21 protein-coding genes and 3 pseudogenes are annotated in these 25,405 nt (G+C 58.7%); 16 read left to right on the top strand and 8 right to left on the bottom strand.

The genetic code is table 11. The annotated features are described in order from the left end of the window. The first annotated feature begins 121 nt into the window (after positions 1–121). Positions 122–367: a hypothetical protein gene (locus tag NKH05_RS28135; RefSeq protein ID WP_353026607.1), complete on the top strand. Its 246-nt coding sequence runs from the start codon at positions 122–124 to the stop codon at positions 365–367. A gap of 816 nt (positions 368–1,183) precedes the next feature. Here the strand turns inward: NKH05_RS28135 and NKH05_RS28130 are convergent. Continuing rightward, positions 1,184–1,579 (bottom strand): FMN-binding negative transcriptional regulator, encoded by a 396-nt coding sequence (locus NKH05_RS28130; RefSeq protein WP_352453596.1) that lies wholly within the window; start codon positions 1,577–1,579, stop codon positions 1,184–1,186. Positions 1,580–1,661: 82 nt separating this feature from the next. Next, positions 1,662–2,479, bottom strand: a pseudogene (locus tag NKH05_RS28125) (class I tRNA ligase family protein); the annotation flags it as partial. Positions 2,480–2,994: 515 nt separating this feature from the next. Here NKH05_RS28125 and NKH05_RS28120 point away from each other — a divergent pair. Further along, positions 2,995–4,641: an MFS transporter gene (locus tag NKH05_RS28120; protein WP_352508099.1), complete on the top strand. Its 1,647-nt coding sequence runs from the start codon at positions 2,995–2,997 to the stop codon at positions 4,639–4,641. 902 nt (positions 4,642–5,543) lie between these two features. Continuing rightward, positions 5,544–6,366: pseudogene (locus NKH05_RS28115) on the top strand (tyrosine-type recombinase/integrase). Between the two features lie 374 nt (positions 6,367–6,740). On the opposite strand, the gene NKH05_RS28110 reads toward NKH05_RS28115, so the two are convergent. From NKH05_RS28110 to NKH05_RS28100, 3 genes are read right to left on the bottom strand one after another with little or no spacing between them, the layout of a single operon-like run. Next, positions 6,741–7,304: a CpaD family pilus assembly lipoprotein gene (locus NKH05_RS28110; RefSeq protein ID WP_353026606.1), complete on the bottom strand. Its 564-nt coding sequence runs from the start codon at positions 7,302–7,304 to the stop codon at positions 6,741–6,743. A gap of 9 nt (positions 7,305–7,313) precedes the next feature. After that, positions 7,314–8,777: a type II and III secretion system protein family protein gene (locus NKH05_RS28105; protein WP_502913280.1), complete on the bottom strand. Its 1,464-nt coding sequence runs from the start codon at positions 8,775–8,777 to the stop codon at positions 7,314–7,316. A 28-nt stretch (positions 8,778–8,805) separates the two neighbouring features. Further along, a complete protein-coding gene (locus NKH05_RS28100; RefSeq protein ID WP_353026604.1) occupies positions 8,806–9,492 on the bottom strand; it encodes a response regulator in 687 nt (228 codons plus the stop codon). A 727-nt stretch (positions 9,493–10,219) separates the two neighbouring features. Here NKH05_RS28100 and NKH05_RS28095 point away from each other — a divergent pair. Next, entirely contained in the window at positions 10,220–10,927 is a 708-nt protein-coding gene (locus NKH05_RS28095; RefSeq protein ID WP_353026602.1) for an IS1634 family transposase N-terminal domain-related protein, read from the top strand. 93 nt (positions 10,928–11,020) lie between these two features. Here the strand turns inward: NKH05_RS28095 and NKH05_RS28090 are convergent, their stop codons facing one another. Both NKH05_RS28090 and NKH05_RS28085 read right to left on the bottom strand, forming a co-directional pair. Continuing rightward, positions 11,021–12,952 carry an HrpF/NolX family T3SS translocon protein gene (locus tag NKH05_RS28090; protein WP_353026600.1) on the bottom strand — a complete coding sequence of 644 codons (1,932 nt, stop codon included), beginning with the start codon at positions 12,950–12,952 and terminating at the stop codon, positions 11,021–11,023. 300 nt (positions 12,953–13,252) lie between these two features. Next, complete coding sequence (locus NKH05_RS28085; protein ID WP_353026618.1) at positions 13,253–13,957, bottom strand: secretin N-terminal domain-containing protein; 705 nt, start codon at positions 13,955–13,957, stop codon at positions 13,253–13,255. 184 nt (positions 13,958–14,141) lie between these two features. On the opposite strand from NKH05_RS28085, the gene NKH05_RS28080 reads away from it, so the two are divergent. From NKH05_RS28080 to NKH05_RS28030, 11 genes are read left to right on the top strand one after another with little or no spacing between them, the layout of a single operon-like run. Next, a complete protein-coding gene (locus NKH05_RS28080; RefSeq protein WP_353026598.1) occupies positions 14,142–14,654 on the top strand; it encodes a nodulation protein NolB in 513 nt (170 codons plus the stop codon). A 9-nt stretch (positions 14,655–14,663) separates the two neighbouring features. Continuing rightward, positions 14,664–15,527 carry a type III secretion system inner membrane ring lipoprotein SctJ gene (gene sctJ, locus NKH05_RS28075; RefSeq protein WP_353026596.1) on the top strand — a complete coding sequence of 288 codons (864 nt, stop codon included), beginning with the start codon at positions 14,664–14,666 and terminating at the stop codon, positions 15,525–15,527. Positions 15,528–15,539: 12 nt separating this feature from the next. Next, a complete protein-coding gene (locus NKH05_RS28070; protein WP_353026594.1) occupies positions 15,540–16,172 on the top strand; it encodes a nodulation protein NolU in 633 nt (210 codons plus the stop codon). Continuing rightward, positions 16,169–16,792 (top strand): type III secretion system stator protein SctL, encoded by a 624-nt coding sequence (sctL, locus tag NKH05_RS28065; protein WP_353026593.1) that lies wholly within the window; start codon positions 16,169–16,171, stop codon positions 16,790–16,792. Before NKH05_RS28070 ends, sctL begins: the two co-directional genes overlap by 4 nt. Beyond that, on the top strand, positions 16,789–18,147 hold the full coding sequence (gene sctN, locus NKH05_RS28060; protein ID WP_353026591.1) for a type III secretion system ATPase SctN: 1,359 nt from the start codon (positions 16,789–16,791) through the stop codon (positions 18,145–18,147). Before sctL ends, sctN begins: the two co-directional genes overlap by 4 nt. Next, complete coding sequence (locus tag NKH05_RS28055; protein WP_353026589.1) at positions 18,123–18,674, top strand: hypothetical protein; 552 nt, start codon at positions 18,123–18,125, stop codon at positions 18,672–18,674. Before sctN ends, NKH05_RS28055 begins: the two co-directional genes overlap by 25 nt. A 29-nt stretch (positions 18,675–18,703) precedes the next feature. Next, on the top strand, positions 18,704–19,765 hold the full coding sequence (gene sctQ / locus NKH05_RS28050) for a type III secretion system cytoplasmic ring protein SctQ (protein WP_353026587.1): 1,062 nt from the start codon (positions 18,704–18,706) through the stop codon (positions 19,763–19,765). Beyond that, positions 19,758–20,423 carry a type III secretion system export apparatus subunit SctR gene (gene sctR / locus NKH05_RS28045; RefSeq protein ID WP_353026585.1) on the top strand — a complete coding sequence of 222 codons (666 nt, stop codon included), beginning with the start codon at positions 19,758–19,760 and terminating at the stop codon, positions 20,421–20,423. The genes sctQ and sctR overlap by 8 nt, the downstream gene beginning before the upstream one ends. Before the next feature lie 29 nt (positions 20,424–20,452). After that, positions 20,453–20,701: an EscS/YscS/HrcS family type III secretion system export apparatus protein gene (locus NKH05_RS28040; RefSeq protein WP_353026616.1), complete on the top strand. Its 249-nt coding sequence runs from the start codon at positions 20,453–20,455 to the stop codon at positions 20,699–20,701. Between the two features lie 7 nt (positions 20,702–20,708). Beyond that, a complete protein-coding gene (sctT, locus tag NKH05_RS28035) occupies positions 20,709–21,527 on the top strand; it encodes a type III secretion system export apparatus subunit SctT (RefSeq protein ID WP_353026583.1) in 819 nt (272 codons plus the stop codon). After that, entirely contained in the window at positions 21,524–22,561 is a 1,038-nt protein-coding gene (locus NKH05_RS28030; protein ID WP_353026581.1) for an EscU/YscU/HrcU family type III secretion system export apparatus switch protein, read from the top strand. The genes sctT and NKH05_RS28030 overlap by 4 nt, the downstream gene beginning before the upstream one ends. 237 nt (positions 22,562–22,798) lie before the next feature. On the opposite strand, the pseudogene NKH05_RS33220 reads toward NKH05_RS28030, so the two are convergent. Continuing rightward, positions 22,799–23,388, bottom strand: a pseudogene (locus tag NKH05_RS33220) (transposase); the annotation flags it as partial. Positions 23,389–23,662: 274 nt separating this feature from the next. Between NKH05_RS33220 and NKH05_RS28015 the strand changes: the two are divergent. Further along, positions 23,663–24,520 carry an Effector protein NopP gene (locus NKH05_RS28015; protein ID WP_353026579.1) on the top strand — a complete coding sequence of 286 codons (858 nt, stop codon included), beginning with the start codon at positions 23,663–23,665 and terminating at the stop codon, positions 24,518–24,520. Positions 24,521–25,405: the final 885 nt, after the last annotated feature.

Genomic DNA, 25,405 nt, shown 5'->3' with positions numbered 1-25,405 from the left:
GCGGCGTCCCGCCGCTCCCCGAGCCGGCTTCGCCGTCTCGGCGTTCGGGTGACCCCTCACGCAGGGCCAGAGGGAGACGGCGGTCAGAGCGAGGGAGCCCTGGAGAGAAGGGAAAGTCATGATGTCGATGATATTCATAGGGGGTTCACGCGAGATATTTGAGCTGACGGAACCTGCCATCGCTCGGATCCGCCCAATCGTTGTTGCCGTGCACGGCGTGCTGATTGGCGACGCGCCCGGAGCCGATGCCGAGGCGCAGGGCCTGCTCGCGGGCTACGGCTACAAACATGTCGGGGTCTTCCATGCGGCCAAGGAACCCCGCAATGATCTGGGCGACTGGGCTGCCTACCGGGTCCCGTCTCCCTGAAGGTGCTAGAGGATACTGGATCTACGCCGCCAAAGACCGGGAGATGGCGCGCGCCGATTTTGGGATGATAGTCTGGGACGGCGCATCACCCGGCACGGCCGTCAACGTGCTTCGGCTCGCCATGGCGAACAAGCCGAGGTCATCTACGATCTGGCCAGGGGCAGCATGGCGACTACGCACCATGTCGTAGACTGGTGCGCCATTGCTCCGCGATGCCGGTCCAGACATTCGGCGCGCCAAGCCGAAGCCCGCATGACGCGAGGCGAGCGCCTGGCGTTGCCGGGATGATGTACGCGCGGTCCCGGCGGGTCCAGCGCGATAGGCTTGATCCGGCCCCGCGCCCCCAACTCCACTTGTATGAACGGCCGGGGCCGGCCCTTTTCGAAACCGGCTCACCGCCGCGTGGCGTTGTGCAGGATGATTGTCTTGACCCGTCTCGCATCTGAAGCGGGTGCAAGCCTGCCGCACATGCCGCTGCTTGGTCATGCGAGGCATCGCTACCGTGGGGCGTGGCGTTCGCCGATCTCCAAACCGCTGTGCCGCCATACCGAACACGCAAGGCGGTTTAACCGCCAGGCTGCTGTTCAAGGTATTAACGACGCAGGCGGCATGACCGGAGAGACTGGCGGGGTAAGCAGCTTCCATCGATCCGGCGGCATTGCGGATGTGGCTGGCGATGGCGGCCTGAGTTCTTGTCCATCTGCCGCATAGCGGGTGGTCAGATGCTGGTCGCGTTTCCGGCGAGCCGAAGCATTTGTCTCTCAAGGTCACCCGTTGGAAATCCAGCACCAGCGGCTTGTCGGGACAAGATAGTTGCTATTGGGATTTGGCCGCCGCAACCGCGAGCATCGCTTCTCCCATCCCATTGACGCCTCGGGCATTCAGCATTTCACCAGCGTTCTGAATGTCGCGCACCTCTTTGTTCTGGCTGAGTTTTGATTTACCAACCAGGCTGGTGATCTCGATTTCCAGGGCGACGATCGCCTTCACCATCGTGTCAATGAAGTCCTTCGGCGCGTCGCCCATCTTCCACGGGGCAGGCTGCGAGGCTTCATGCATGTGAGTGAGCTTCGCCACGTTACGGCGCACATAGCGCTCATCATCCCGGACAGTGATGCGTCCGTGGGCGTGGACGACGAGATAGTTCCACGTCGGCGCCTGGTTATGGAATTCATGCTTGCTTGGACCAGTTCGGCGAGATGTAAGCGTCAGACCGTCGAGCTCGTCCCGGACCGCATGGCGCTACGGCGCCACCTCCAGCCCACGAGACAGTCGTCATTGTCCGTGAGGGTGACCGCCCCTCTACGGTGAGAATATTGATCGCCGGCAACTTATGGCGCCTGCCGACCTCAAATTCGTTGAAGTCGTGCGCCGGCGTGATCTTGACCGCGCGGCTGCCTTTCTCCGGATCAGAATACTCGTCCGCCACCACCGCGATCCTGCGGCCGACGATCGGCAGAGGATGAGGTTCTTGCCGACAAGATGCCGGAAACGCTCGTCGTCGCGATGCACCGCCGACCGCCATATCGCCCAGCATCGTCTCCGGGCGGGTCGTCGCCACGGTGATGAAGGTTTTAGGATTTTCCGGATCCAAAACCTCGCCCTCGACGGGGTAGCGGAAATGCCAGAGATTGCCGTTGACCTCCTGCTGTTCGACCTCAAGGTCGGACTCGCGGTCAAGAGCTTCGGGTCCCAGTTGACAAGCGCTTGCCCTTGTAGATCAGGCCTTTCCTTGTAGAGCGTGACGAACACTTCGAGCACCGCCCTGGACAGGCCCTCGTCCATGGTGAAACGTTCTCGGCTCCAGTCGGCCGAGGCCCCCAGCCGCTTCAACTGGTTGAAGATCGCGCCGCCGGATTCGGCTTTCCACTCCCAGACTTTCTCAATGAACTCGTCGCGCGTCAGGTCACGGCGGTGGATCTGCTTCTCCATAAGCTGGCGCTCGACCACCATCTGCGTGGCGATGCCGGCGTGATCCATGCCGGGCTGCCACAGCACGTTCTTGCCGCGCATGCGCTCGAAGCGCACCAGAATGTCCTGCGGCGTGTTGTTGAGCGCATGGCCCATGTGCAGCGAGCCAGTGACGTTCGGTGGCGGGATGACGATGGTGAAGGCTTCCGCGCCCTCCTCGGCGCCTGCGCCGACACGAAACGTCTTTTGAAGCGTATTATGTTTTTTTGTGCATAGACCAACGAGTTGAACGGCGGCCCCATAAGTCGCCGATGTGATAGGTCGGGCGAAGGCGTCCACCAGCTCGTACTTGTCAAGACGATGCCACCCTTGATCTTGCACCCGCCTCCGATACCAGCGATGCGCTGCGTCGTACGCTCATGCCTGTCAGGATGGGATGGGCGCTGCTAGCACCGTGGCAGTTTGACAACCCGGCCATCGGGGCGGTAGCACCGTCCAAGGCCAAGAGTCGCAGGGCAGACCGCACCCCATCGGGCTGCGCGACCCAGACCAGCTGACGCCCAACTGGCACACTCATCGCGCATCAGCACCGTGGATGCGACATCTACTTTGTTGCGAGCGCGATATCGGAACTTGGTTGTGACGCAGCTGTGCGTAAGCGCACCGCTGTCAGCAAGTGAGTGAGCGAAAGAACTACGTGGTGGAGGTGAGAAGTCATGCGGCGTCAAGATTCCCCGCCCTTTGCGGCAAACACACTGATCCCTCTTCAGAATCCGGTCTTTCGTTCGATCTGGACAGCCACGCAGATATCCAGCCTTGGCTGGCTGGTGCAGAGCGTGGCTATAAGCTGGCTTATGGCAACGATTTCAGCCTCCGATCTGATGGTTGCGCTCGTGCAGGCTGCATCGACACTGCCCGCCTTCTTCTTGTCGATCCTTGCTGGAGCGATTGCAGACAGCTTCAGCCGCCGCGGCGTGATGCTTGCCGGACATTGCCTGATCGCACTGGCATCCACGGCGCTGGCTCTCTCTGTTGGACTGGGCTTTGTCAGTCCATGGCTGATCTTGGGACTGAGTTTCTTGGCGGGATGCGGCTTTGCCTTGAATGATCCAGCCTGGCACGCCTCGGTCGGCGACATCCTGGAAAAGCGCGACATACCCGCTGCAGTGACGCTGATGTCGGTGGGGTACAACGTGGTTCGGAGTATAGGACCGGCGCTGGGCGGTGTAATTTTGGCTTTGCTGGGCCCCCTTACGGCTTTCGCCTTCGCTGCGCTGACCGACCTGGTCCCGTTGAGCGCTGTGCTGCGCTCCAAGTGGCAAGTTCGCTCTTCGCCTCTTCCGCGCGAGCGGATGACGACGGCCATTCATGATGGCATGCGCTTCACGGCAATCTCCTCGGAGATCAGAGTGGCGATCGTGCGCGCAACCCTGTTCGGGCTGTCAAGCATCTCGATCCTTGCTCTGCTCCCCCTCGTGGTTCGCGACCAACTGGCGGGGGGGCCAATTGTTTACGGCGTCCTGTTAGCCGGCTTCGGCACAGGCGCCTTCATCGCGGGCATTGGCAATAGCTACTTGCGACGCATCACGTCCCAAAATCGATTGATCACGCTCGCATCCGTTGCTTGCGCAACGTGTTGCCTTTTACTGGCTCTCACATCATCGGTGGCTGTAGCAGCGATCGCGCTTGCAATCGCTGGCGCAGGCTGGGTTGTCACCTGGACCGGAACCGACGTGTGTGTGCAGTTGGCAAGCCCAAGGTGGGTCGTTGGTCGCACCCTGTCGATCTATTACGCCCTGACCTACGGCGGCATGGCAGCGGGCAGCTGGATCTGGGGTGCTGTCGCGCAGTACTATTCCCTGACGTGGGCTTTGGAAGGTGCTGCAGCGGCGCTGTTGCTGGTTGCAGCTGTGGGAAAGCTATTGCCGGTACGGCTATGGGAGGAATCGGATCAAGGGGCCTTCGACTTCAGGCCACCAGAACTGGCCCTCGATTTGAAGCCCAGGAGCGGCCCGATCGTGATCAAGGTGGAGTACTCGATACCCGAGGAGAATATCGAGGAATTTCTGAGCTGCATGCGCGAAAGGCGGCGCGTTCAGAGCCGTGCCGGTGCGCGGGACTGGACCCTCCAGCGCGATCTTCAGAACTCGACTCTTTGGACCGAGACATTCCGCACGCCGACATGGACGGACTATCTTCGTCTAAACCATCGGCTAACGGTGACTGACAGGGAGGTAGGCGAGCGCCTTGCCGCTCTGCAGGTCGGTGATTCTCCTCCTCGTCTCTCACTTTCGATCGAGCGGTCGACAAGCCCCGCCCCCGGCAGCCAAGTCCAGCCCGTGCCCTTTGTATCGCGCCCGTAAGGAAACCAGTAACTTTTCTGGGTTCGGACACGGGAATGGCCGAGACCTACTCCTTCTTTCGTCGGGTCTGCCCGGATTGCCATACGTTGCAGCCGGTTAGGCGAGCATGAGGATTTGTGTGGCACGTATGTCCACCACGGGCCCATGTCCAGCCCCACCGCTGCCATCAGATCGGCTTGGGCACGGGTTCAGGTCGCCTGTCCCCCGGCATCGTGGCGAGCAGCGCGAGCAAGGGGGCGGAGGGGTCTCCCCGGTCTGCACGGAGCGAAGCGGGCAGACGGAGGAATCCGCCAGCGGCGACTTGCAGGGAGAGGGCCGCGCGCCTCTTTCCCTCCCTCACAAAACGTGCCGCCAAGCACGTTCACGTCGGCGCAGCCGTGCCGCAGAGCCGGCCGCAACAAAGAAGGCCCGCAAGGCGGAAGCATCGAAATGTCCGCCAGCGGGACCAATTCAGTTCGGTGCTGGAGAAAGCGGTTCAACAGGGCGGCCATGGGAGCGCCAGCATAGCGCCGCTGTCAGGCGCGATGCGGACCGACAGCCCCGGCGAAGGGCGCTGATTCATCGACCGAAATTGGATCGGGTCATAATCCATGAATTTTCACGATGCTTCAGCACGCGCGTGGATTTGTGCATTTAACTGCAGCGTCCAGGTGGTCCGGTGGAAGCGCACCCGGGGCATCTTGGAACTTATTTGATGCAGCCATCCAGGACTGCTGCATTGCCACAGCAATGGTCACAACCTGCTAGGATCCGGACCCATAAAGGGATTGAACGAAGCCGCTGACGCGTCATTTGGTGCGTGGGTTTGCGGATGACGCTTCTGTTTTGAAGGATTGCGGCTGTTGAAGCGCAATCTTGAGAACAGGAGTTTGAGATGGCCGAGTTGCCCTCTTCGCCGACGCATGATCGAGGACATGACAATCCGCAATCTGTCGCCGGCCACCCAGCGATCCTACGTGCACGCGGTGGCCAAGTTTTCGCGCTATTTCGACCGCTCGCCGGACCGGCTCGGCCTGGAGGACGTCCGCGCCTTCCAGGTCCATCTGGTTTCGGCGGGAGTCTCGTGGCCAGCGCTGAACCAGACGGTGTGCGCGCTGCGGTTCTTTTACGGCGTGACGTTGCGTCATGCCGAGATCCCTGAACGGATCGCCTATGCCCGCGCGCCACGCACGCTGCCGGTGGTTGTCAGCGCTGACGACGTTGTCCGTTTTCTCGCCGAGCCTGAAGACCCGAACGGCATTGACTACGGCCTATGCCGCGGGCCTTCGCGCTTCGGAGACTGTCGGACTGAAGGTCGGCGACATCGACAGCGGACGCGGCGTGATCCGGGTCGAGCACGGCAAGGGCAGCAAGGACCGCACGGTGATGCTGTCGGCGCAGCTTCTGCGCATCCTGCGGGTCTACTGGCGGCTGGCGAAGCCGCAGGGCTGGCTGTTTCCGGGCCGGGATGCAATTCGCCCCATTGACGTGCAGGTGCTGTACTCGGCCTGCCGCTCGGCGCGTGCGGCCGCCGGCATAGATAAGCGTGTGACGGTCCACACGCTCAGGCACAGCTTCGCAACGCATTTGCTGGAGAACGGCACCGACATTCGCATTATTCAGGTGCTGCTCGGCCACAACAATTTGTCCTCGACGGCGCGCTATGCCAAGGTCTCGAACGGCCTCATCCGGCGCACGACAAGCCCGCTCGACCGACTGAACATCGAAGTCGTGCCGCCCGGCTGATCGGTCCCGCCCAAGTGCTTAAATGTGTTATTTATGTTCATGGTGTTGCCCTCCTCAGTGGAATCGAACCCCGAGCCTACAGGCTCGAAGCGGGCAAACGCCGCTCCCTTCAGATTTTCAACAATGACCGGGGCATCCCCGGCCAACTCCGTTCACACCGTCAGCGTGAGAGTGACCGCTGCCCCACCAAGAAAGTCGCGAGCGCAGCGCCCACTCAAAAGCGCCGTAGTGTGGTGAGGGCAGCCTGTTACCCATCTGGGTCGCCGAAGGTGAATGACCTCGACAAGGCGACGATCGTGCGCCAAATCCGATGGATCCGCAATGTTGCGTGCTGGAGTAGGTGCCGTGATCCACGAAAACGAAAGGACCTGACATCAGCCATCTTTGCCCGTCGCGAATGTCCTGTATGTGGCAGCTGGTATGGCCGCACGATCACCATTGCTTGGCTTGACAGCCCTATTGTCGAGCAAATCGTGCGGATCGTTGACCATCACCGCCAAGTTATGGCGTGTCGAACAGCCAAGCGTTTGGTCGAAGGACTTTTCGTTGAGTAAAGGACTGGAAAGCGACGGACAGACAGGAGGATGGGCATGGAAGACAATCGCCTCTATTCGCGCTGCGCGGCCGTCCTGTTGGTCGAATAAGCGGATCTTGTAAGCGTCGATGCCCATCTCCTTAGCCTGATGGACCGTCTCTGCGCTGAGACGGGGCGACCCGCTGATAAGGAGATGGAGCGCATCCCGCCGACCGCGACTGGCTCTCTCAAGGAACACACGCAAACGTTGCCGTTCGGAAGCGCGAAGGCTCTCTAACGTTAGGACGGTGGTCTCCTGCCGGACAAGGATCGGTGTCAATGGCTCGACACTCGGTGCGGTGCTTGTGCAGCCACTTACACTTGCCGTCAGAGCGATCAGGAGACCTATGATCCGCAACGTCATTCGGCCCCCCTATTCAATGATAAAGCCGAGACCGCCCTTGGCGGCTGGCGCGCCGGTGCGGGGATTGGCGTGGTATCGCGGCGGACTTCCCAACGAATTCGTCGGGGTGGCCCCCCCGTCCAAAGGCTGCCCCATCCGGGCCGTGGGGGCGCTCATCTGGTTGGGGGTCGATCCTGGTCTTACGATGTAAGGCGTAACCAGAATAACCAATTCCGACTCCTCCTTTTGAAATGAGGACGAACGGAACAGGGCGCCAAGGATCGGCACCTCGCCGAGCCCAGGAAAAGCACTGATATTGTTGCTGACGTTACGCCTGATGAGCCCACCGATTGCAAAGCTCTGCCCGCTGGCGAGTTCGACGACTGTGTCGGCACGGCGCGTGGAAATTGCCGGCACGGAGATACCATTGATTTGAACGGCACCTTGCGACGTGAGTTCACTGACTTCCGGCTTTACGCGAATGTTGATTTGGTTGTTGTTGAGAACGGTGGGTACGAACTCCAGGGCGACGCCGAAGTGACGGAATTCAATCGAGACCCGCCCATTTTCCTGTGGGACAGGAATGGGGAATTCGCCGCCGGCGAGGAAGCTGGCGGTTTCACCGGACATGGCAGTGAGATTCGGCTCAGCCAAAACGGAAGCGATGTGCTCCTTGGCGAGCGCGTCGAGAACCGCGCCGACGCTGATATTATCATTGTTGAATCCAACTTCTGCTGTACCGCCACCATTGGCCGCACCAGAGCCGGCACCTCTGCTGCCGCTTAACAAACCCACTTTGAAATTGCCGATTTGACCGAAGGCAGACAGGTTAATACCGAGTTCCTTCATGGCGCTACGGGAGACCTCCGCAACGCGCACATTCAGATTAACCTGCAAGGACCCAGCGACCTTGATGTTATTGACGACCTGCGCACCGTCACCGAGAAATTGCTCAGTGACTCTTTTCGCGATGTCGACGACCTCGGCATCGGGCGCTGTACCGCTAAGGATTGCGCCGCGCGGCGTGTAACTGACGTGGATCGGATAGTCGCCGACCTGGTCCCTCAACATGGCGCGCAGGTCCCCGATCGGTTGTGTGACGACAATACGCAACTGGGCGAGAGCCTCCCCGTTGTCGTTTAGGGCGAACAGACTGGTCTGCCCGGATTTCTTCCCAAAGACGAAGATGGTTTTGTTCGAGGGTGCCTGATAATCTGCGATCGTCGGGTCGGCAACAAAGATGGTCGCGGCTGGCGCGGACAAATGAACTGTCTTGCCGAGCGAAGAGGAAAGGTTCAGCGTCGCGTTGATGCTATTGGAAGCGGCACGCGGCGCCCCTTCATCCCCGTTGTTTTGGGCCGCGGCAGAAAGTGGAGATAATAGAACGAGCGCGCAGAGCAGATGGCCCAAGTAAGGGGAAACCGTAGGTCTCGGACCGCCGATGAGGATCGGCTGCTGTTTGGCGCCACGATGGCGAGTTGGAACGATTTTCAAGGCAGTCTGTTCTTTCAATTTCGACCAACTATGCGGATGCCGCCTCAGTCGATTCAAGAATGTAACCAATGCCGCGCACGGTCTTGATCCGTGGCGTTGCACCTGACCTACTCAGGTGTCCACGTAAGCGATAGATTCCGACTTCAAGCGCGTTGGCAGTTACCTCGTCGTTGAACGAATAGAGGTGATCTTCCAACTGCGCACGAGGCACGATGCGGCCTGCACGGATAAGCAGATGCTCTAGAATACATAGTTCGCGGCGTGCGATCTTCAGCGGATGACCCGCAACGGAAACCTGTCGGCCGATCGGATCGAAATTGAGATTGCCAAATACAACGATGGGGTCGGTCACCTGTGTCGACCGGCGCAGAATGGCTCTCATTCTGGCGATGAGCTCATCGAAAGAGACGGGCTTGAGCAGAAAGTCGTCTGCGCCACCGTTGAAAATCGCAATTCGCTTCTCGAGATCGTTGATGCTACTCATAATCAGGACCGGAACTGAATGCCCGTCGCTCCTTAGCTGCCTCAGCCAGCCCAAGCCATCGCCATCTGGCAGAGCCAACTCCAGCAGGAGAATTTTATAGGTCGCGCAACAAAATGCACTCGACGCCTGTTCCAGGTTACCAACTACATCAACGGCAAAACCGCTATCCCCGAGCGCAGCTCGCACGTCGCGCGTAAGATCCGCATGATGATCAATGAGCAGCGTTCGCATTTCACCTCCTATCAAGGTAGGACAGGTCACCGTCCGCTAGAAGATCGGGGCGACAGCAGAAGTCGCGCAACTCGTCGTAGTGTTCGTAACCCTCTTTCCGATGGGTAATCGCGGGAGCATGCAAGCTGCACGCCTGCAATAGTCGGGGATGGAACATGTGAAGACCTGTTGACGGGCTGAAACCGTCGGTCGGCCAGCCCACAATGCCACCAACTCTGCCTGCGATTTCTCTGCGCATCGATCCTCCTACATGCGGCCCCTGCGTTCGCTAAGCCAGCGTCGCCCTCCAGAACCTCATGATTCCATGACTAGGGGGTTAGCTTTCGAGAAGTGAATTGAACAAATCGATTGTTCGGATGTAAGCAATCCATATGATGGATGCATCCCCATGTTCACCTCAGGTCGCACTGCTAGTTCGCACTCTGCCTAGCGCTGGGCATGAAGTGTTCGCACCGAAGGGCGGACCGCCATCAAGCTCATCTATGGCCGACTCGCTGCGGCTGTCGAGACGACACTAAAGAGCGTCGACACAACACACTGGAGCGACTAGGATAAGCTCCAAAGATTCGACTTGAACAGTGCGGGCAGATTCCGGCGCGTTTTCTGCGTTATGTCGTTGTTTTGTTGAGGTAGAGCTAGGCGCGGCTTTTTGCTGTAAATGCTAAATAGTCTCCTGTTTTTGTAGTGTAGAGCTTGACGAGTCGCCGCTTTTAGTAATGCCCATTGCATGTTCGTGCGCGAGAAGAACATCCGCGGCTACACCTACACCTACACCTACCTCTACCTCGTCGAGAGCGTGCGCGAGGAAGGGCGGATGAAGCAGCGGATCGTCCACAATCTCGGGCGCAAGGACGCGGTCCTGGCCTCGGGTGATCTCGATCGGCTCGCCGCCTCAGTTGGCCGCTACGCCGAGCGGGCCATGGTCTTGCAGGCGATCCAGGAAGATTCGACAAGCCTGCACACCCGCCGCATTGGCGCACCGCTGCTATTCGGCCGGTTGTGGGAGGACACCGGTTGCCGGGCGGTTATCGAAGGGCTGCTGACGGAGCGGAAGTCGAGTTTGCCGTCGAACGGGCCGTGTTTGCTGCCGTGCTTCACCGCATCATGGCCTCCGGCTCCGACAGGGCCTGCGAGAAGTGGCTCGTCGACTATGACATCCCCGGCGCCGACGATCTTGCCCTGCATCACTTCTACCGGCCATGGCCTGGCTCGGCGAGGAACTGCCCGAGGCGCGCCAGAACAATGCGACGCCATTCTCGCCGCGCACTGCGAGGACGAGATCGAGGAGACCCTGTTTGCCAAGCGCAAGTATCTCTTCACCGATCTCAGTGTCGTGTTTATGGATACCAGCTCGCCCTCCTTCGATGCGCCGGCGGCGCCACGCTCGGCGCCCATAGCCATTCCAAGGACCATCGGCCCGATCTCAACCAGATGATCGTCGGCGTGGTGATCGACGGCGAGGGCCGACCCGTCTGCTCGGAGATGTGGCCGGGCAACACCGCCGATGTCAGCGTGCTGATCCCGGTCATCAGGCCACGTTCTGCTGGGATAATGGCTTTGTGCCGATCTGGCTGGGAATGCCAGCGGCTTGCACAGGCTCGGCCGCAAGGCGTGCTTGTAGGTTGTTCAAATAGCCTTCTGCACAGGTTTGCGCCATGGAAATCGGCAGATTGATCCCGGCCGTCGCAGCCTCTTCCAACGCCTTCTTCACGAGCCCGTTGCGAATTGCCAGCTTGACCTCGGGGCCTGCGACAAGGCTGACAGCCTGCGCTGCGATACTGATGCCAGCTTCTGCCAGCGCATGCTTCAAATTGCCTCCGGTGATGGCTGTACGGACAAGGTTTTCCGCTTGCGCCTGTGATGCAAGCGCCATCGATGCGAGGTCGGCTACTTGTCCGAGGGCCGGGATGAAGCTGAGCAATCCCACCGCCGTTGCAGCCCAGTCGAGCACTTGAGAGTGCACCTTGAGCACGTCGCTGACTATGTGGATGAAGGCCCCGCCGTTCTTTTTGGGTGACTTGGTATCAGGCTGGTCCGCCCGGCCCATCATCATGTCCGCGGCGGCGTCCTGCTCCGCAGCGGTTTTGGGCACATGGGTCTTTGGCTGCTGAACGGTGCGGTTGGCAGACGACATGCTGTCGTAGAAGTCGGCAAAGTCTTTTTTGCTGACGTCACCGGAATCGACCGTATGTCCGCCGCCGAAGTCGAAGAACCCATTGTGGGTCTTATAACCCGTAATGGAATTGTTTAGCAGACTGAACAATAGAGGATCTGAGAGCAGCTGCGAGGCCGCTTGCTGTACTTTCGGATCGAGGCTCTTGTCTTCTGCCATGCTCGCGAGCTTGTCACGAGTCAGGTCGCCCCTCCCAAAGAAGGCGTCCTGATTGCACTTAATCGTTTCGATCGTATTCAGCTCAGTTCGCGTGAGGCTCATCGACGATGAAGCGACTTGCAGGAAATCCTCTTTGTGGACCTTGTCTGTCGCACCACCGTACAACTGCTTCCACTCATCCGGATGATCGACGAAGTACTGAGCGGCCGCAATGACCTGGGGCGGACATTTGCCGGTTTTCGCGTCGCCTTCGACGATCTGCTTGAAGTCAGCCAGACTCAGGTTCTTGGGCAGGTTTTCGGAGTATCGGTAAAGCTCGCGCAACGCGCCGCTCAAAGTCATGACCGACGGCTGCGGATTTCCAGTGCTGTCGGATGGAATGTAGTTCTGGGCGTAGCTTTGCGCCTGTCGGTCTTGGAATGCGGCAACTTGTGAGTGATGGCGGGAGAAGCCTGACAAATCCTTCGCCGTGATCTTGCCGCCACAGTGGCCATCGCCCTGCGAGCCGATCGCATAAAAAAGCTCTGGATCCTGCTGTAATCCCTCGATCGCCGCTTTCAGATCCGGTGGCGTAGAGGGATCATTGGCTTTGTCCCCTAATGATTTCCAACTGAGCGGGCATTGGTCCTTGTGACGGTTCAGCACTGCCACAATCTGCAACTCGGCCTGGGTCAGCGAGCCGCCGTTCCACGTGATTCTCAAGCTTTGTATGGGCGCCGGCGCGACGGAACGGGAGGCGATCGCGGAGGGCTGCGGGTCCTGATCCATTGATCCGATTGCTGCCCTCATATGCGGCGGCAGCAGGTCCAATGGGTTCCGGCACAATTCTTCCAAGGTCGACTCAACATCCCGCGACGGCAATTCCAATGGGTGCCGGAAAAATTCTTCCATCGGCGACTCGAAATTCCGCGGCAGCGGGTCCCGGAGCGCGAAGGAACCGGTCCTGTCTTCAAGCAGGTAACTGGACAGCATCGCATCAAAGGACGGCGCGCTTTCCTGATTCCTTTTGTCAAAGGTATGCGCAGAAGGTATTGGGCCCGACCAGACCTGTGCGGATTGCTGGTTCGAGCTGTTGTACTGCGGGAGGCTCGGGCTGTTGTAAACGTTAGCGGCGTTACTGATTAACATTTGTGGCTCCTCAGACGTGCAATTGCAATCCCCAACAAGGGTGACGCCAATATGTTCGCGAACGTTGACAATTCCGAGCATTGGCCGGGTCACCAAATTGCCCCTGGCCGTGCTTTAATTGCTCCGCTCCATGATGGCTCCAAGGTTCAATTCCAGCACAATGGCTGGCGATCGTTGGAGAAGCTGAATCTCATCATGAGCCGTTCAGCTTTCGAGAACCTGACAAATTCAAAAGAATTCATAATCAGGAGGCGGCTGGCGGTAATGTTTTCTCCAGAAGCTGCGGCGTATCCATCGATGTCATTTCTGACTCAGCTCAGGCTTCCCGCCAATGCCATCCTGTTGCGGCACGTCAGAAGAATAAGAGGCTTCCGGTCGTCCATCGCGGACGACCATGGTGGAGGAGCCCCGAAACAATATCAGCACGGATTCCCTCGTCGGCGCCGCCGCGATGTGAGGCCGCGCCTGCGCCTCCGCAACGAGGGCGTTGAACGTCTGCTCCACGAGCGCGATGAAGCGCGGTGGACCGGAAACCAAGACGAGGCCATTTCCCGGCGCGGGTCTCACGACATAGCGATCATCGGAGATGTCAAGCTCATCGAGAGCCACCTTGAACGCATCAAAGCGAATCGGAGTCAACACAAGCATCCGAGTTTGCGCTTCCTTTGCAGCAGATACATGGAGCACTAGCCCATCATAGTACCATTGGAGATCGTACAGCTTGGTCAAGCGGTCGAGGAACTCGCGCGGCGGCAAATCCGGCATGCGCCCGCGAATCCGCCCCTTCACCTCGGCGCTGACGCTGATCCTGATATTCAGGTTGTTGCCGAATTCCTGCAACGCGGCAGAGAGATCCTGATCAAGAACCGTATACGTATAGGGTATCGGGGGGAGCGACAGAGGAACGCCGAGAGTTGCGTGGATTCCGGTGGAGAGAAAAAACCCGACAGAGAGAAGTCTCTTCAAGCTGTACAGGATGGTGGATCGGACGAGCGTTCTTGACATCTGGTCCTGATAAACCAAACGCTGAAACTCTCACAAGTCACTAAATTCGCCAATGTGACTTTTTAAATGAATAAAAGAGGACATCGTAAGCTTGTCGTCAGCTCGCCTCTCTAGGTGCTGGGCCAACGGCGGGTGGTAACCGGCTGGACTCATCCAACGTCAAAGAAAGCATTCGTGTCCCTGCATGATGATGCCTGTCACGTCGATCTCTGCCAGTCTGATAGACTCTCTTCCTGGGGTCGGGTCATCGTCATTCGGCGAGCAGGCCCAGTTTGAGCGCGCGCTAGCGCAGGCGGCCGCCACGATGAAGAACGATACCACGTTGGGGGCAATCGGAGCGGCGCCAGTTCCTCCGCAGTTGGATGTTCAACGCGCGACAGCGCAGTCAAGCCCACTGGGCGACCGCGTGCTCCAGACGATTTCTTCCATGTACCGGGACAATGCAGTTACCCCTGCCGCGCTTGACCATCAGGTAGGCCTTGCGAAGGGCGCTCTACCTGGGCCGGAGCAGGAGCTCCCAGTCGAAGGTGGGGCAGCGGGAACGCGGATGTCGGGCGTTCCGCAAGCAGGGCATGATTTCGAATCGATGATTGCTGATCTGCGGGATCTCTACAACGGTGTCACCCAAGTTGCTCTTATTTCCAAAGGTGTAAGCGGCATCACCTCATCTGTGAACAAACTATTAAAAGAAGGATGAACGGCGCGCATGATTGGCTTAGCCCATGGCGAAATCATGCGTAGTCGCCAGTCTGGTCGGCGATCGCTTCATTTTGTCGTGCTGCCACTTCTCTTCGCCCTGAGTGGTTGCAAGGTCGATCTCTACACGCAATTGCAGGAGCGCGAGGCGAATGAGATGCTCGCGCTTCTGATCGACAACGGGGTTGATGCGGTCCGGATTGCCTCTAAGGATGGGACCAGCGCGATCCAGGTCAACGAAAAGCTGCTTGCCTTCTCAATCAACCTCCTCAATGCCAAGGGGCTGCCGCGCCAGTCTTTCAAGAACCTCGGCGAGATATTCAATGGATCAGGCCTGATTGCCTCGCCGACCGAGGAGCGTGCTCGTTACGTCTATGCCCTGAGCGAAGAGTTGTCGCGTACGATCAGCGATATCGATGGGGTCTTCTCGGTACGTGTTCATGTGGTTCTGCCCAATAACGACCTGTTACGAGCGGGCGGCACGCCATCATCGGCCTCGGTTTTTATCCGGCACGACGCCAAAGCAAATCTCTCAGTTCTGCTGCCGAAGATAAAGATGCTCGTCGCCGACAGCATCGAAGGCCTTTCCTACGAAAAGGTGGAAGTTGTTTTGGTGCCAGTGGAACCGTCCGCACATGAGCAACGGTCCAAACCGGCGACTGTTTCGGCCCAAGCTGGGTCCGTTCTAGCGCCCCTTCTGGCGACCGTGATGGGTGTTGCCGCAGCTGTATTCGCAGTAGGGTGCTATCTCTTAGTCAGTGTTCTTAGGCATCGGCGCAGGCGATCATGGGGCGAACTGTCCAAAGTCGAGGGCCGCTCAAGGCCTTCCGCTGTCGAGGCCATTCGCAAAAAGTTCATCGGCGATACGGCGTAGGTGATATTCCCAATGCCGATACCGATACAGACTGCCGAACGCGATCAGTCGTTCCAATTGCGTTCCGTGTGCCTGAGCGATCTTGCTGCTTCGGCCCATCCGACTCATCTTGCCGCACGTCTTGATCCGGCATTGTCCGCTGCGACATTGGTGCAGTTGCAGAAGAGTCCCAGGCTGCAGTCAAGACTGGCGGAATTGCTGCTTGGCAATAAGATGGATTCGAACGGAAGCGGCTGGGGGCCGGATCTTCTGCGCGGACATGATCCGCGCCGGGCTGCTCTCCTTGCCGGTAGTATCTGGCATGCCCGTTCGCTGCTCAAGCTTGTCTCAAAGCCTCACCTCACCGCGCTTATTGGACATATCGGCGCTGATGCCCACGCGTTTGGCATCCGACATCTGGCGCATGCGGTGGCAAACAGCTTGATCGCTGATCCGGAAAAACTCGCAAAGCAAATTGAATACGATGGGCATGCCTGCCTTGGTGCTTGGCTCAACGACAGTTCAGGGCTTGAGCGCAACCGTGTGCTTCTACGGTTGCCCGTCGGGAGCGCCGCCGGCGCTCCAGCGCCCGAACACACTAATGCCTCGGGCCAGTTGTTTTCGCTTGTCGTAGCGCATTTTGAGACGGAGATCCCGGTGATATGACAGCCGATGTTTCCGCAGCGCCCGTCGCGCCGCAGATGCGCCCAGTGGGGCCACTGGTACCGGCGAGTGAACTCGAGATCTGGCACAGCGCCGCAGAAGCGCGTGACGCAGCAGAACGGCATCAGCAGCGGGTTCGCAGCTGGGTACGCGCCGCTTATCAGCGTGAACGGGCGCGCGGCCATACCGAGGGCTTGAATGCAGGCGCCGAGGAAATGGCACGGCTGATTGCACGCGCAGTCTCCGAAGTTGCGCGACGAAAGGCGGTTCTGGAGCAGGAATTGCCACAGCTCGTGATAGAGATCCTAAGCGATCTTTTGGGTGCCTTCGATCCGGGCGAGCTGTTGGTGAGGGCTGTTCGTCACGCGATTGAGCGCAAATATAGCGGCGCGGAAGTTTGCCTGCATGTGTGTCCGACGCAAGTCAATATGCTCGCACGCGAGTTTGCTGGCTGCGACGGACGGGAGGGTCGGCCAAGGGTTCGGATTGATCCGGATCCGACGTTGTCGCCGCAACAGTGCGTGCTGTGGAGCGAGTACGGCAATGTCGATCTTGGACTTGATGCACAGATGCGCGCGCTGCGCCTCGGCTTCGGGTCGCATTCTGAAGAAGGCGAACAGTGATCACCCCGGTACCACAGCATAATAATCTCGCTGGCAGCCGGGCTCCCGATCCGGCGATCTCGTCGTTGAGGTCCACAGCAAAGCGAGTCGACACGCGGGTCGTGCGCGGACGGATCACGCGGGCTGTCGGTACACTGGTCCATGCCATCTTGCCAGATGCTCGGATTGGGGAACTTTGTCTGCTGCAGGATACGCGAACCGGCCTGTCGCTCGAAGCCGAGGTGATCGGTTTGTTGGACAATGGCGTGTTGCTCACGCCGATCGGCGACTTGGTTGGCCTGTCCAGCCGCGCAGAAGTCGTGTCCACTGGACGAATGCGTGAAGTGCCAGTCGGCCCGGATTTGCTCGGCCGTGTGATTGACAGCCGTTGCCGCCCACTCGACGGCAAAGGCGAAGTCAAAACCGCCGAAACTCGTCCGCTGCACGGCCGGGCGCCCAACCCAATGACAAGGCGCATTGTTGAGCTGCCATTCCCGCTCGGGGTCCGTGCCCTGGATGGTCTCCTCACATGCGGTGAGGGCCAGCGGATCGGGATTTATGGCGAGCCTGGTTGTGGCAAGTCGACGTTATTGTCGCAGATCGTAAAAGGTGTCGCCGCCGACGTTATCATAGTCGCGCTCATAGGCGAGCGTGGACGTGAAGTTCGTGAATTCATCGAGCGGCATCTTGGGGAGGAGGGCCTGCGCCGTACGGTCGTTGTCGTTGAAACCTCCGACCGCTCGGCAGTGGAGCGGGCGCAATGTGCTCCTATGGCGACCGCGCTCGCGGAATACTTTCGCGAACAAGGGCTACGCGTCGCACTCATGTTGGACTCGCTGACGCGCTTCTGCCGCGCCATGCGCGAAATTGGTCTTGCTGCGGGCGAGCCGCCGACCCGGCGGGGCTTTCCTCCTTCCGTTTTTGCCATGCTGCCAGGCCTGCTGGAACGTGCCGGCATGGGTGAGCGCGGCTCAATCACGGCCTTCTATACTGTCCTTGTCGAAGGTGATGGGACAGGCGACCCAATCGCCGAGGAATCGCGCGGCATTCTCGACGGCCATGTAGTCCTCTCACGCGCTAACGCGGCGCGATCGCATTTCCCCGCTATCGATGTGCTGCAGAGTCGCAGCCGCGTAATGGATGCGGTCGTTTCTGGGACACATCGCAAGGCAGCATCCTTCTTCCGTGATCTCCTCTCGCGCTATGCCGAGTCCGAGTTTTTGATCAATGTCGGCGAATACAAGCAAGGCGGCGATCCCCTAACTGACCGGGCTGTCGCCTCGATTGGCGACCTGAGGGAATTTTTGTGCCAGAGCGAAGGCGAGGCATCGGATTTTGAGGAAACGGTCGCATGGATGTCGCGTCTGACCGCGTGAATCGTGTTCACGCTTCGAGGTTACGGCTTCTGAAGGAAATGCAAGAGCGTAGTGCCCTTAGGGAGCTGTCCGAGAAGGAAGCCCAGTGCCATATGGCCACCTTAACCGTACAGAATGCCTCGCAGGGGCTTGCAATCGCACAGCAACACTGCGCAGGGGCCGAAACGGCGCTCTACCAAGAGCTGATGTCGCTCGACACCTTGTCTAGCGCAGCACTCGACCATCACCACCTTCGCATTGAGCGGCTTGCGGCTGAGGTCACTTCCAGACGCCAGATGCTTGATGATGCACGCATCGCTCAAGAAAAGGCCGAGACAGCGGCGTCTGAGACGAGGGCCCTATGGGTCATACGTTCGGCGGCAAGACACAAATGGCAACAAATCGAGGACGACGTCCGGCGCGCCGTCGATATTTATGCGGAGGCCGCAGGCGAAATTGAGGCTGATGATGAGATATTGCTTCGGTATGGGAGGGTTTCGCTCGCCCTGATGTCGGACAGCCAGATCCGAAAACCGCAGGTTCTCTGAATGACGCGATCGTGCAGCTTAGAGCCGCCTTGGTAACCACTGTGGTCACACCCGCTTTATTCGAACCAGCGCTAACACTGTCCCACGTGGTTGTCTCGTGGCTCAATGATATAGCGACTTCCCGCAGGCCGTTTCAAAGCCGGATCAGCGGCAAGCCGCTATCGGTGCGGATGGAACGGCTTGTCTGGCATCAGGAACCTTCTGCCATTCCGATGCTTGACTGCGTTTGGCGCGTGGGAGCTGAAACGATCGTCTTGTCGCTGTCACGACGGTTTGTCGAGGCGCTCGTCTCGACAGTGCAGAGCGGCCTTGCTTTCCCTTCCGAGCCAACTGCTTCGCTCATTCTCGAACTTGCACTAGAGCCGGTTATCGCTCGACTGGAGGATAAGGCGCAGCTGAACGTGCAGCTTCTGCACGTGCGTGAAGCCATGACAGCAGCTCCTTATCTAGAACTTGATATCGTCTTCGGCCCAGTCAATGGCAAGGGCCGTCTGTTCCTGTTCTCGCCTCTTGATGGCTTGGTGCCGTCTGCCTTCCGCGCGTTAGGCGAACTGCTTAGCCAGTTGCCGCGACAGCCGCGCGAGCTATCCCCAGAGCTGCCGATCATGGTTGCAGGAGAGATCGGCACGCTTTGCGTTCCGGCAGCGCTTCTTCGCAAAGCATGTGTCGGCGATGCTCTGTTGCCAGATATATTGCCGTTCGGCCGCGGCCAGATCACCCTATCCGTGGGCCGGTTATGGGCCGGGGCAGATATTGAGCTTGACCACCTAATCCTGCGGGGGCCTTTCCGCCCGCGATCGTGCCCCTTGGAGATTTTGCATATGACGATACAAGCCGAATCGCAGCAAGAGCCGTCGGAAGCCGATCTCGACGATCTCGAGATCGTGCTTGTCTTTGAATGCGGCCGCTGGCCTATGCCTTTAGCGGAATTGAGGAGTGCCGGCGAAGGGCATGTTTTCGAACTTGGTCGGCCGATCGCCGGTCCGGTCGACATACTTGCCAATGGTCGGCGTATCGGGCGTGGCGACATCGTGCGGATCGGAGATGAGCTGGGCATCAGACTCCGCGGCAGCTTGGCATGCAATGACTGAGATTCAGCCGGCAATTCTGTCGCTTCTTGCGGTTACAGCCGGACTCGGCCTACTGGTTTTGGCAGTCGTCACATGCACGGCGTTTATAAAGGTCTCAATTGTTCTATTCCTCGTCCGCAATGCGCTCGGGACCCAGACGATACCGCCGAACATAGTGCTGTACGCTGCGGCATTGATCCTCACTATTTTCGTTAGCGCGCCTGTTATTGAACAAACCTATGATAGGATGACCGATCCGAAGCTCCGATATGAAACGTTGGATGATTGGGTAAGCGCCGCTAAAGAGGGGGGTGAGCCCCTGCACGGTTATCTCAAGAAGTTCACAAATGAAGAGCAGCGCCGTTTTTTCCTATCCTCGACCGAAAAACTCTGGCCAGAGGAAATGCGCGCCAGAACCACACCTGATGATTTTGCCATTCTCGTACCATCTTTTCTAATTTCAGAACTCAAGCGTGCATTCGAAATAGGCTTCCTTCTCTATCTTCCCTTTATCGTCATCGATCTTATTGTAACGACGATTTTGATGGCGATGGGCATGTCTATGGTATCACCTACAGTCATATCTGTCCCTTTCAAGCTATTTTTGTTTGTCGCTATTGATGGTTGGTCGAGATTGATGCACGGACTTGTGTTGAGTTACACCCAACCAGGAGGTTGACTATTACTCAGTCCAGTATTGTCACTCTTATGGGCCAGTCGTTGGTGGTTTTCATGATCTGGATTCTGCCACCGCTCATCGCATCGGTCATTGTTGGCCTAGTCATTGGTATCATCCAGGCGGCAACGCAGATCCAGGATGAAAGCTTGCCCCTCACCGTGAAGCTTCTGGTCATTGTGGCGGTGATTGGCCTGTTTGCCCCTGTCCTGAGCGCCCCGCTCATTGGGCTGGCCGACCAGATCTTTACGGAGTTTCCAGCAATGACACCTAGCTACTAGCCTCCAAATGGATGCGTCATCGACCGAGATTCAAATCCTGTTCCATTCGGCTATTGAACTCGTCGTTGCAGCCGGCCTCGGCGCGGCCCGCGCGATAGGCATTATGATGGTCCTTCCTGTGTTTACGCGGGCTCAGATTGGCGGGCTGATTCGCAGCTGCCTGGCTGTTGCCTTTGGACTACCATGCTTGGCACACGTCAGTGACGGGTTGCAGGCGCTGGATCCTGAAACACGTCTGATCCAGATAACTCTGCTCGGATTGAAGGAGGTTTTTGTCGGCCTGCTACTTGGCGCTTTTCTCGGCATCCCGTTATGGAGTCTTCAGGCGGCCGGCGAGTTTATCGACAACCAACGCGGCATCACCAGCCCGTCCGCTGCGTCCGACCCCGCGACGAACAGTCAGGCTTCCGCTATGGGGGTTTTTCTCGGGATCACTGCAATTACTATCTTCGTAGCATCAGGAGGCCTGGAGGCTGTGATCAGCGCCCTTTATGGCAGCTTCCAGATCTGGCCCGTGTATCGGTTCCACCCCACATTGACGGCGCAAGGAGCAATGGAGTTATTAAGGCTCCTCGACCACATCATGTACACGACATTGTTGGTCTCCGGGCCTGTAGTGTCCTTCCTGGTGCTGGTTGACATCTCAATGATGATACTGCGGCGCTTTGCGCCCCAATTCAAGTCGAGCCAACTGTCCCCGACGATCAAGAATATCGGGTTTCCGATTATCATGGTTACCTACACTGCCTATCTCATCGAGGGTATGAACCTGGAGATCACACAAGCGACTGGCGCGCTTGAGTGGCTCGACAAGCTGCTGAAATGAGCAACACGAGTGAAGAGAAGAACCACGCCGCCACCCCCAAGAAGCTAAATGACGCGCGCAAAAAAGGCCAGATTGCGCGCAGCTCCGACTTCGTCCGCGCGGCTGGCACTTGCGCTGGGCTCGGCTATCTTTGGCTAAGAGGGAGCGTGATATTAGACAGATGTCACGAAGCGCTACTATTAACCGACAAGCTGCAGAACCTGCCTTTCAATATCGCTGTCCAGCAGGCGCTGGTCCTGCTAATCGAACTCGCCCTGGCAACCGTTGGCCCGCTGGTTGGAATTGTCGTTGCCGCGGTCATTTTGGCCGGGTTAATAGCCAATGGTGGATTTATCTTCTCTCTTGAGCCGATGAAGCCCAACGTTGAGAAAATAGACCCCTTTCAAGGGCTGAAGCGCATGGCGTCTGCGCGCTCTTTAGTCGAGGTTGGGAAGACGCTGCTTAAAGTAATGGTCCTCAGCTCAACGTTTCTCCTTTTCCTTCTCGGTACGTGGAAGACGATGGTCCAGATGCCGGTCTGCGGCATGGGCTGTATCGGCCTCGTCTTTACGGAGATAAAACTGCTGAGCGCGATCGGCGCCGGAGCGCTTCTGGTCGGCGGACTGATCGATCTCCTGGTGCAGCGTGCGTTATTTCTGCGCGGAATGCGCATGACTAAGACCGAAGTGACGCGCGAGTTGAAGGAACAGCAAGGTACGCCGGAGTTGAAGAGCGAACGACGTCGCCTCCGCAACGAGTCTGCTGGTGAGCCTCCGCTTGGGGTGCACCGCGCCACGTTGGTCTTTAGAGGAAGGGCGCTACTGGTCGGTCTGCGTTTCGTTCGTGACGAGATCGGGGTACCGGTCTTGGTTTGCCGCGCCGAGGGCCCGGCTGCTTCAGCCATGTTAATTGAGGCGCAGGCGCTACGTGTCCACATTGTCGATGATCATGTGCTTGCGCATCAGCTCATCCGCACAACGAAGCTGGGCAACGCCGTTCCTGCGCAACATTTCGAGCCAGTCGCGAGAGCACTCTTCGCCGCAGGCTTAGCCTAATTGTGGAGCCTTCTGTGGTTGCCACCCGCTAGTGCACGCGGCTTCCGGCCCTTTTCGACGTGTGATCGAGACGGTCTTCTGTCAGGCCTTCACGTGCGGCATTTCCAGAAGCAGCTGGCCGGTATGGTGATCTGCAGATCAGGTCCAAATCTCAACACCAGCGCAGTGGCTCTTGGGCTCCAACTGGTTTTCCTGATCCAGATCTGTCCTATGGTTGCGCCCATTCGGTTCGTCGCCTCGCGCCATCTTGTTCGCCAGGGCGATCGCCACGAGCATTCGCGGCTTTCCCGCCAGCGTATGCGCCGCCAAGATCCCCTGGAGATCGATCTGCGACCTCCCAGTTCAAACGTGACATGGCCCCGATGATGAGCAATTGGGGAAGGTCGGCTTGTCCCTGCTTCGAACGCCGCCCTAGGCGTTCCCTACCTCCCGAGGAATGCTGCCGTGGGACAAGGCCTAGCCAAGCCGCGAAGTCCCGGCCGCGTTCAAGCTGGCCATGTCGGGTGCGAATGCTTCAACCGCCACCGCGGTCAGCGGGCCAACTCCCATGGTCTGCAGCCGCCGCACTGTTTCGCTCTCTGTCGCTAGCTTCGTGAGCTGCACCGTCTTGGCCTCGATCCGCTCCGTCTTCCATGCAATCTGGCCGATAAGGTCCTCGCATTCGTGGCTAGCTCGGGCAGATTGCTCTTGATTCTCGACGGTCCTCTTAATGCGAGTGAGGTGGTGGATGCCTTGCGCGACGACGTGGCCGTATCGTAGAGAATGGCACGCCATGCATTCACCAGATCGGTGTGCTGATTGACGAGGCGCTGGCGAGCTCGGAACAAGCACTGCCATGGCCTGCTTCTATGCAACTGTTCCCTTGGAGCCAAAAGTGCTGGCAAGACCCCGCAAGTTCAAACGGCCTGTCCCGCGGCTTTGCCGGCCGGTGTAGTCCGCAGCCCGAGTTCATCAATCGCTGACGCTCAAACCAGTTCGGGTTTTCTTTTGTGAGTCCGGGAGAACGTCTTCGTCAGCTAATCGTCAGCCAGGTGGTCCATCTAGGCCTGCTGCGCCTAACCAGCCTGAGCTCAAATGCGAAACCCAGGAGTGCGAATTATCATGTATGGTCGAATTGGTGGCTCGTCCGATATCCACTACACGCGCAGTGGCGAAGTTAACGAAACGAATCAGTCGGGAGCCGCTGGGCAAACGGATGCAGGAAGCGAAAGGTTCGCGAACCTGTTTGCCCGGATGCACTTAGCCGGCGGAGGTTCCACCGGCAGCTCATCTTCGGCGGCAACAGCGGCGTATTCCCTCCGCTCCAGACCTCCGGTGGTGGAGATCGACAGGTCTACTTTCAGGAGGGAGGTGAGGCAATTTCATGGCGATAAAATCATGCACATCGCCGACAATCCACAAGAGTACTCGGAATTCGTATCCTCACGAGCCAGACGCACTGCGGACGTTGCTAAGCAATACGGCATGCGTCGAGATACGGAGCACGCGCGTTATTTCAGCTACCAATTAGGAGACCAGAGTGCCGGAGTAATGAGAACGGAAGGCGGATTCAGCATGACTGAGTTCGAATCCGAAAGTTGGCGGCAACAATTTCCTGGTCGAACTGAGATCACCTCCATAGTGGATCTACAGGTCGCTCATCCGCTCGTCGAGAATGCAGGCGATATTCTGCTGGAGCATCAACTTCGGATGGACGGCGAAAGACCGTTGCTGAATTGGCGTGCGGCTAATCCAGAAGCACAAGCCCGCGCAGTAACGATGGGGTTTGTTGAAGTGGATCATTGCGACATGGTCCTTGACCCTACCCAGCATCCCGAAAAGTGGACGAACAGTGCCGGTGAATGGCAGCGTGCAGACAAACCGCCGCTTTATCTCTGCAAAACTGAGGATAGCGAGAGCAGTGATGCCGGGAGCGCACCAACTTCACCCAGATACTCGTACGAGGATGACTTTATGTGACCGGACTCTCGTGGGAGATTGTCGCGAAGATGCGGGCCGCGAAAGGGCTCGTCGGAAACGGTAGTGCACGCAACGAGCAGCATCCATTCGGCGCAGCCTCAGGCGGAGCAGCTACCGCCTGAGCAGCGCAAGGGTTTTCCCTACGAACTGCCTAGACTCGATCAGTTTTTGATGCCGGAGTCAGTGAACGCTTTGACGCTTTGACGCGTCGTCGCCAAAGACCCAGATCGAGCCGATCGAGACGTGCAAGCTGATGCCGAGTCGCTCGGCTACCTAGCCGACGTGTTCGCAAGGATGGTCAACCGCCACCCGAACAGCCAGATCGACACCCCCCCTGCTCTGGGCGGGTCTACATTACCAAGCAGGACCTCAAGGCTGTGGCCTGAGACGCTCTGATGTCAGCATTCAAGATTTGGGCCGCAGGTGGTCGCCCGATCGGCGGATCGGCGTGCTCATCTTGATGGTCGCACATGCGTGGAGGCGGAACTGAAAGACGTCGGTGATCGAGCTTCTCTGATCCGCAGGTTGGCTACCACGTTCCCGATTGTGCGTCTGGTTGCTCCTATGTTGCTGCGGGCGTCGGTTAACTGCCGAGCAGCCGGTGCTGGATCTCGGACGCGAGGCCGCCGACTGGTGGGAGGCGGTAACGCCCCGGGCAGGTGACGCGGACCGGAACGCTGATCGTGGCCGCGCCGCGCGATGCGAGCGAGCTCAACCGGTTCGCCAGCCGCACCTGTCGGGGTGTCGAGAAAGACGAAATCGCGCTGCTGGAGCCCGACCTCGCCGGCCTTCCGCCGCGGCTCGCTCTTGCGCAGCGAAGCCCATCTCGACCCGCGCCAGGCAATGGCTGCGCTTCATGACAGGCTTTCGGCCATGGGCGTGGAA

Origin of the sequence: Mesorhizobium sp. M1399, assembly GCF_040317735.1 — a bacterium.
In the GTDB taxonomy this organism is placed as follows: Bacteria; Pseudomonadota; Alphaproteobacteria; order Rhizobiales; family Rhizobiaceae; genus Mesorhizobium.
This window is presented reverse-complemented; position numbering and strand designations above follow the sequence as displayed.

Excerpts from the sequence above, each read along its gene's own strand:
- NKH05_RS28110 (WP_353026606.1), bottom strand. The coding sequence starts at position 7,304 with ATGACGTTGCGGATCATAGGTCTCCTGATCGCTCTGACGGCAAGTGTA.
- NKH05_RS28090 (WP_353026600.1), bottom strand. The coding sequence starts at position 12,952 with ATGTTAATCAGTAACGCCGCTAACGTTTACAACAGCCCGAGCCTCCCG.
- NKH05_RS28070 (WP_353026594.1), top strand. The coding sequence starts at position 15,540 with ATGCCGATACCGATACAGACTGCCGAACGCGATCAGTCGTTCCAATTG.
- NKH05_RS28015 (WP_353026579.1), top strand. The coding sequence starts at position 23,663 with ATGTATGGTCGAATTGGTGGCTCGTCCGATATCCACTACACGCGCAGT.
- NKH05_RS28055 (WP_353026589.1), top strand. The coding sequence starts at position 18,123 with ATGGATGTCGCGTCTGACCGCGTGAATCGTGTTCACGCTTCGAGGTTA.
- NKH05_RS28120 (WP_352508099.1), top strand. The coding sequence starts at position 2,995 with ATGCGGCGTCAAGATTCCCCGCCCTTTGCGGCAAACACACTGATCCCT.
- sctT (WP_353026583.1), top strand. The coding sequence starts at position 20,709 with ATGGATGCGTCATCGACCGAGATTCAAATCCTGTTCCATTCGGCTATT.
- sctL (WP_353026593.1), top strand. The coding sequence starts at position 16,169 with ATGACAGCCGATGTTTCCGCAGCGCCCGTCGCGCCGCAGATGCGCCCA.
- sctJ (WP_353026596.1), top strand. The coding sequence starts at position 14,664 with ATGATTGGCTTAGCCCATGGCGAAATCATGCGTAGTCGCCAGTCTGGT.
- NKH05_RS28095 (WP_353026602.1), top strand. The coding sequence starts at position 10,220 with ATGTTCGTGCGCGAGAAGAACATCCGCGGCTACACCTACACCTACACC.
- NKH05_RS28085 (WP_353026618.1), bottom strand. The coding sequence starts at position 13,957 with ATGTCAAGAACGCTCGTCCGATCCACCATCCTGTACAGCTTGAAGAGA.
- NKH05_RS28040 (WP_353026616.1), top strand. The coding sequence starts at position 20,453 with ATGGGCCAGTCGTTGGTGGTTTTCATGATCTGGATTCTGCCACCGCTC.
- sctR (WP_353026585.1), top strand. The coding sequence starts at position 19,758 with ATGACTGAGATTCAGCCGGCAATTCTGTCGCTTCTTGCGGTTACAGCC.
- NKH05_RS28135 (WP_353026607.1), top strand. The coding sequence starts at position 122 with ATGTCGATGATATTCATAGGGGGTTCACGCGAGATATTTGAGCTGACG.
- NKH05_RS28080 (WP_353026598.1), top strand. The coding sequence starts at position 14,142 with ATGATGATGCCTGTCACGTCGATCTCTGCCAGTCTGATAGACTCTCTT.
- NKH05_RS28100 (WP_353026604.1), bottom strand. The coding sequence starts at position 9,492 with ATGCGAACGCTGCTCATTGATCATCATGCGGATCTTACGCGCGACGTG.
- NKH05_RS28030 (WP_353026581.1), top strand. The coding sequence starts at position 21,524 with ATGAGCAACACGAGTGAAGAGAAGAACCACGCCGCCACCCCCAAGAAG.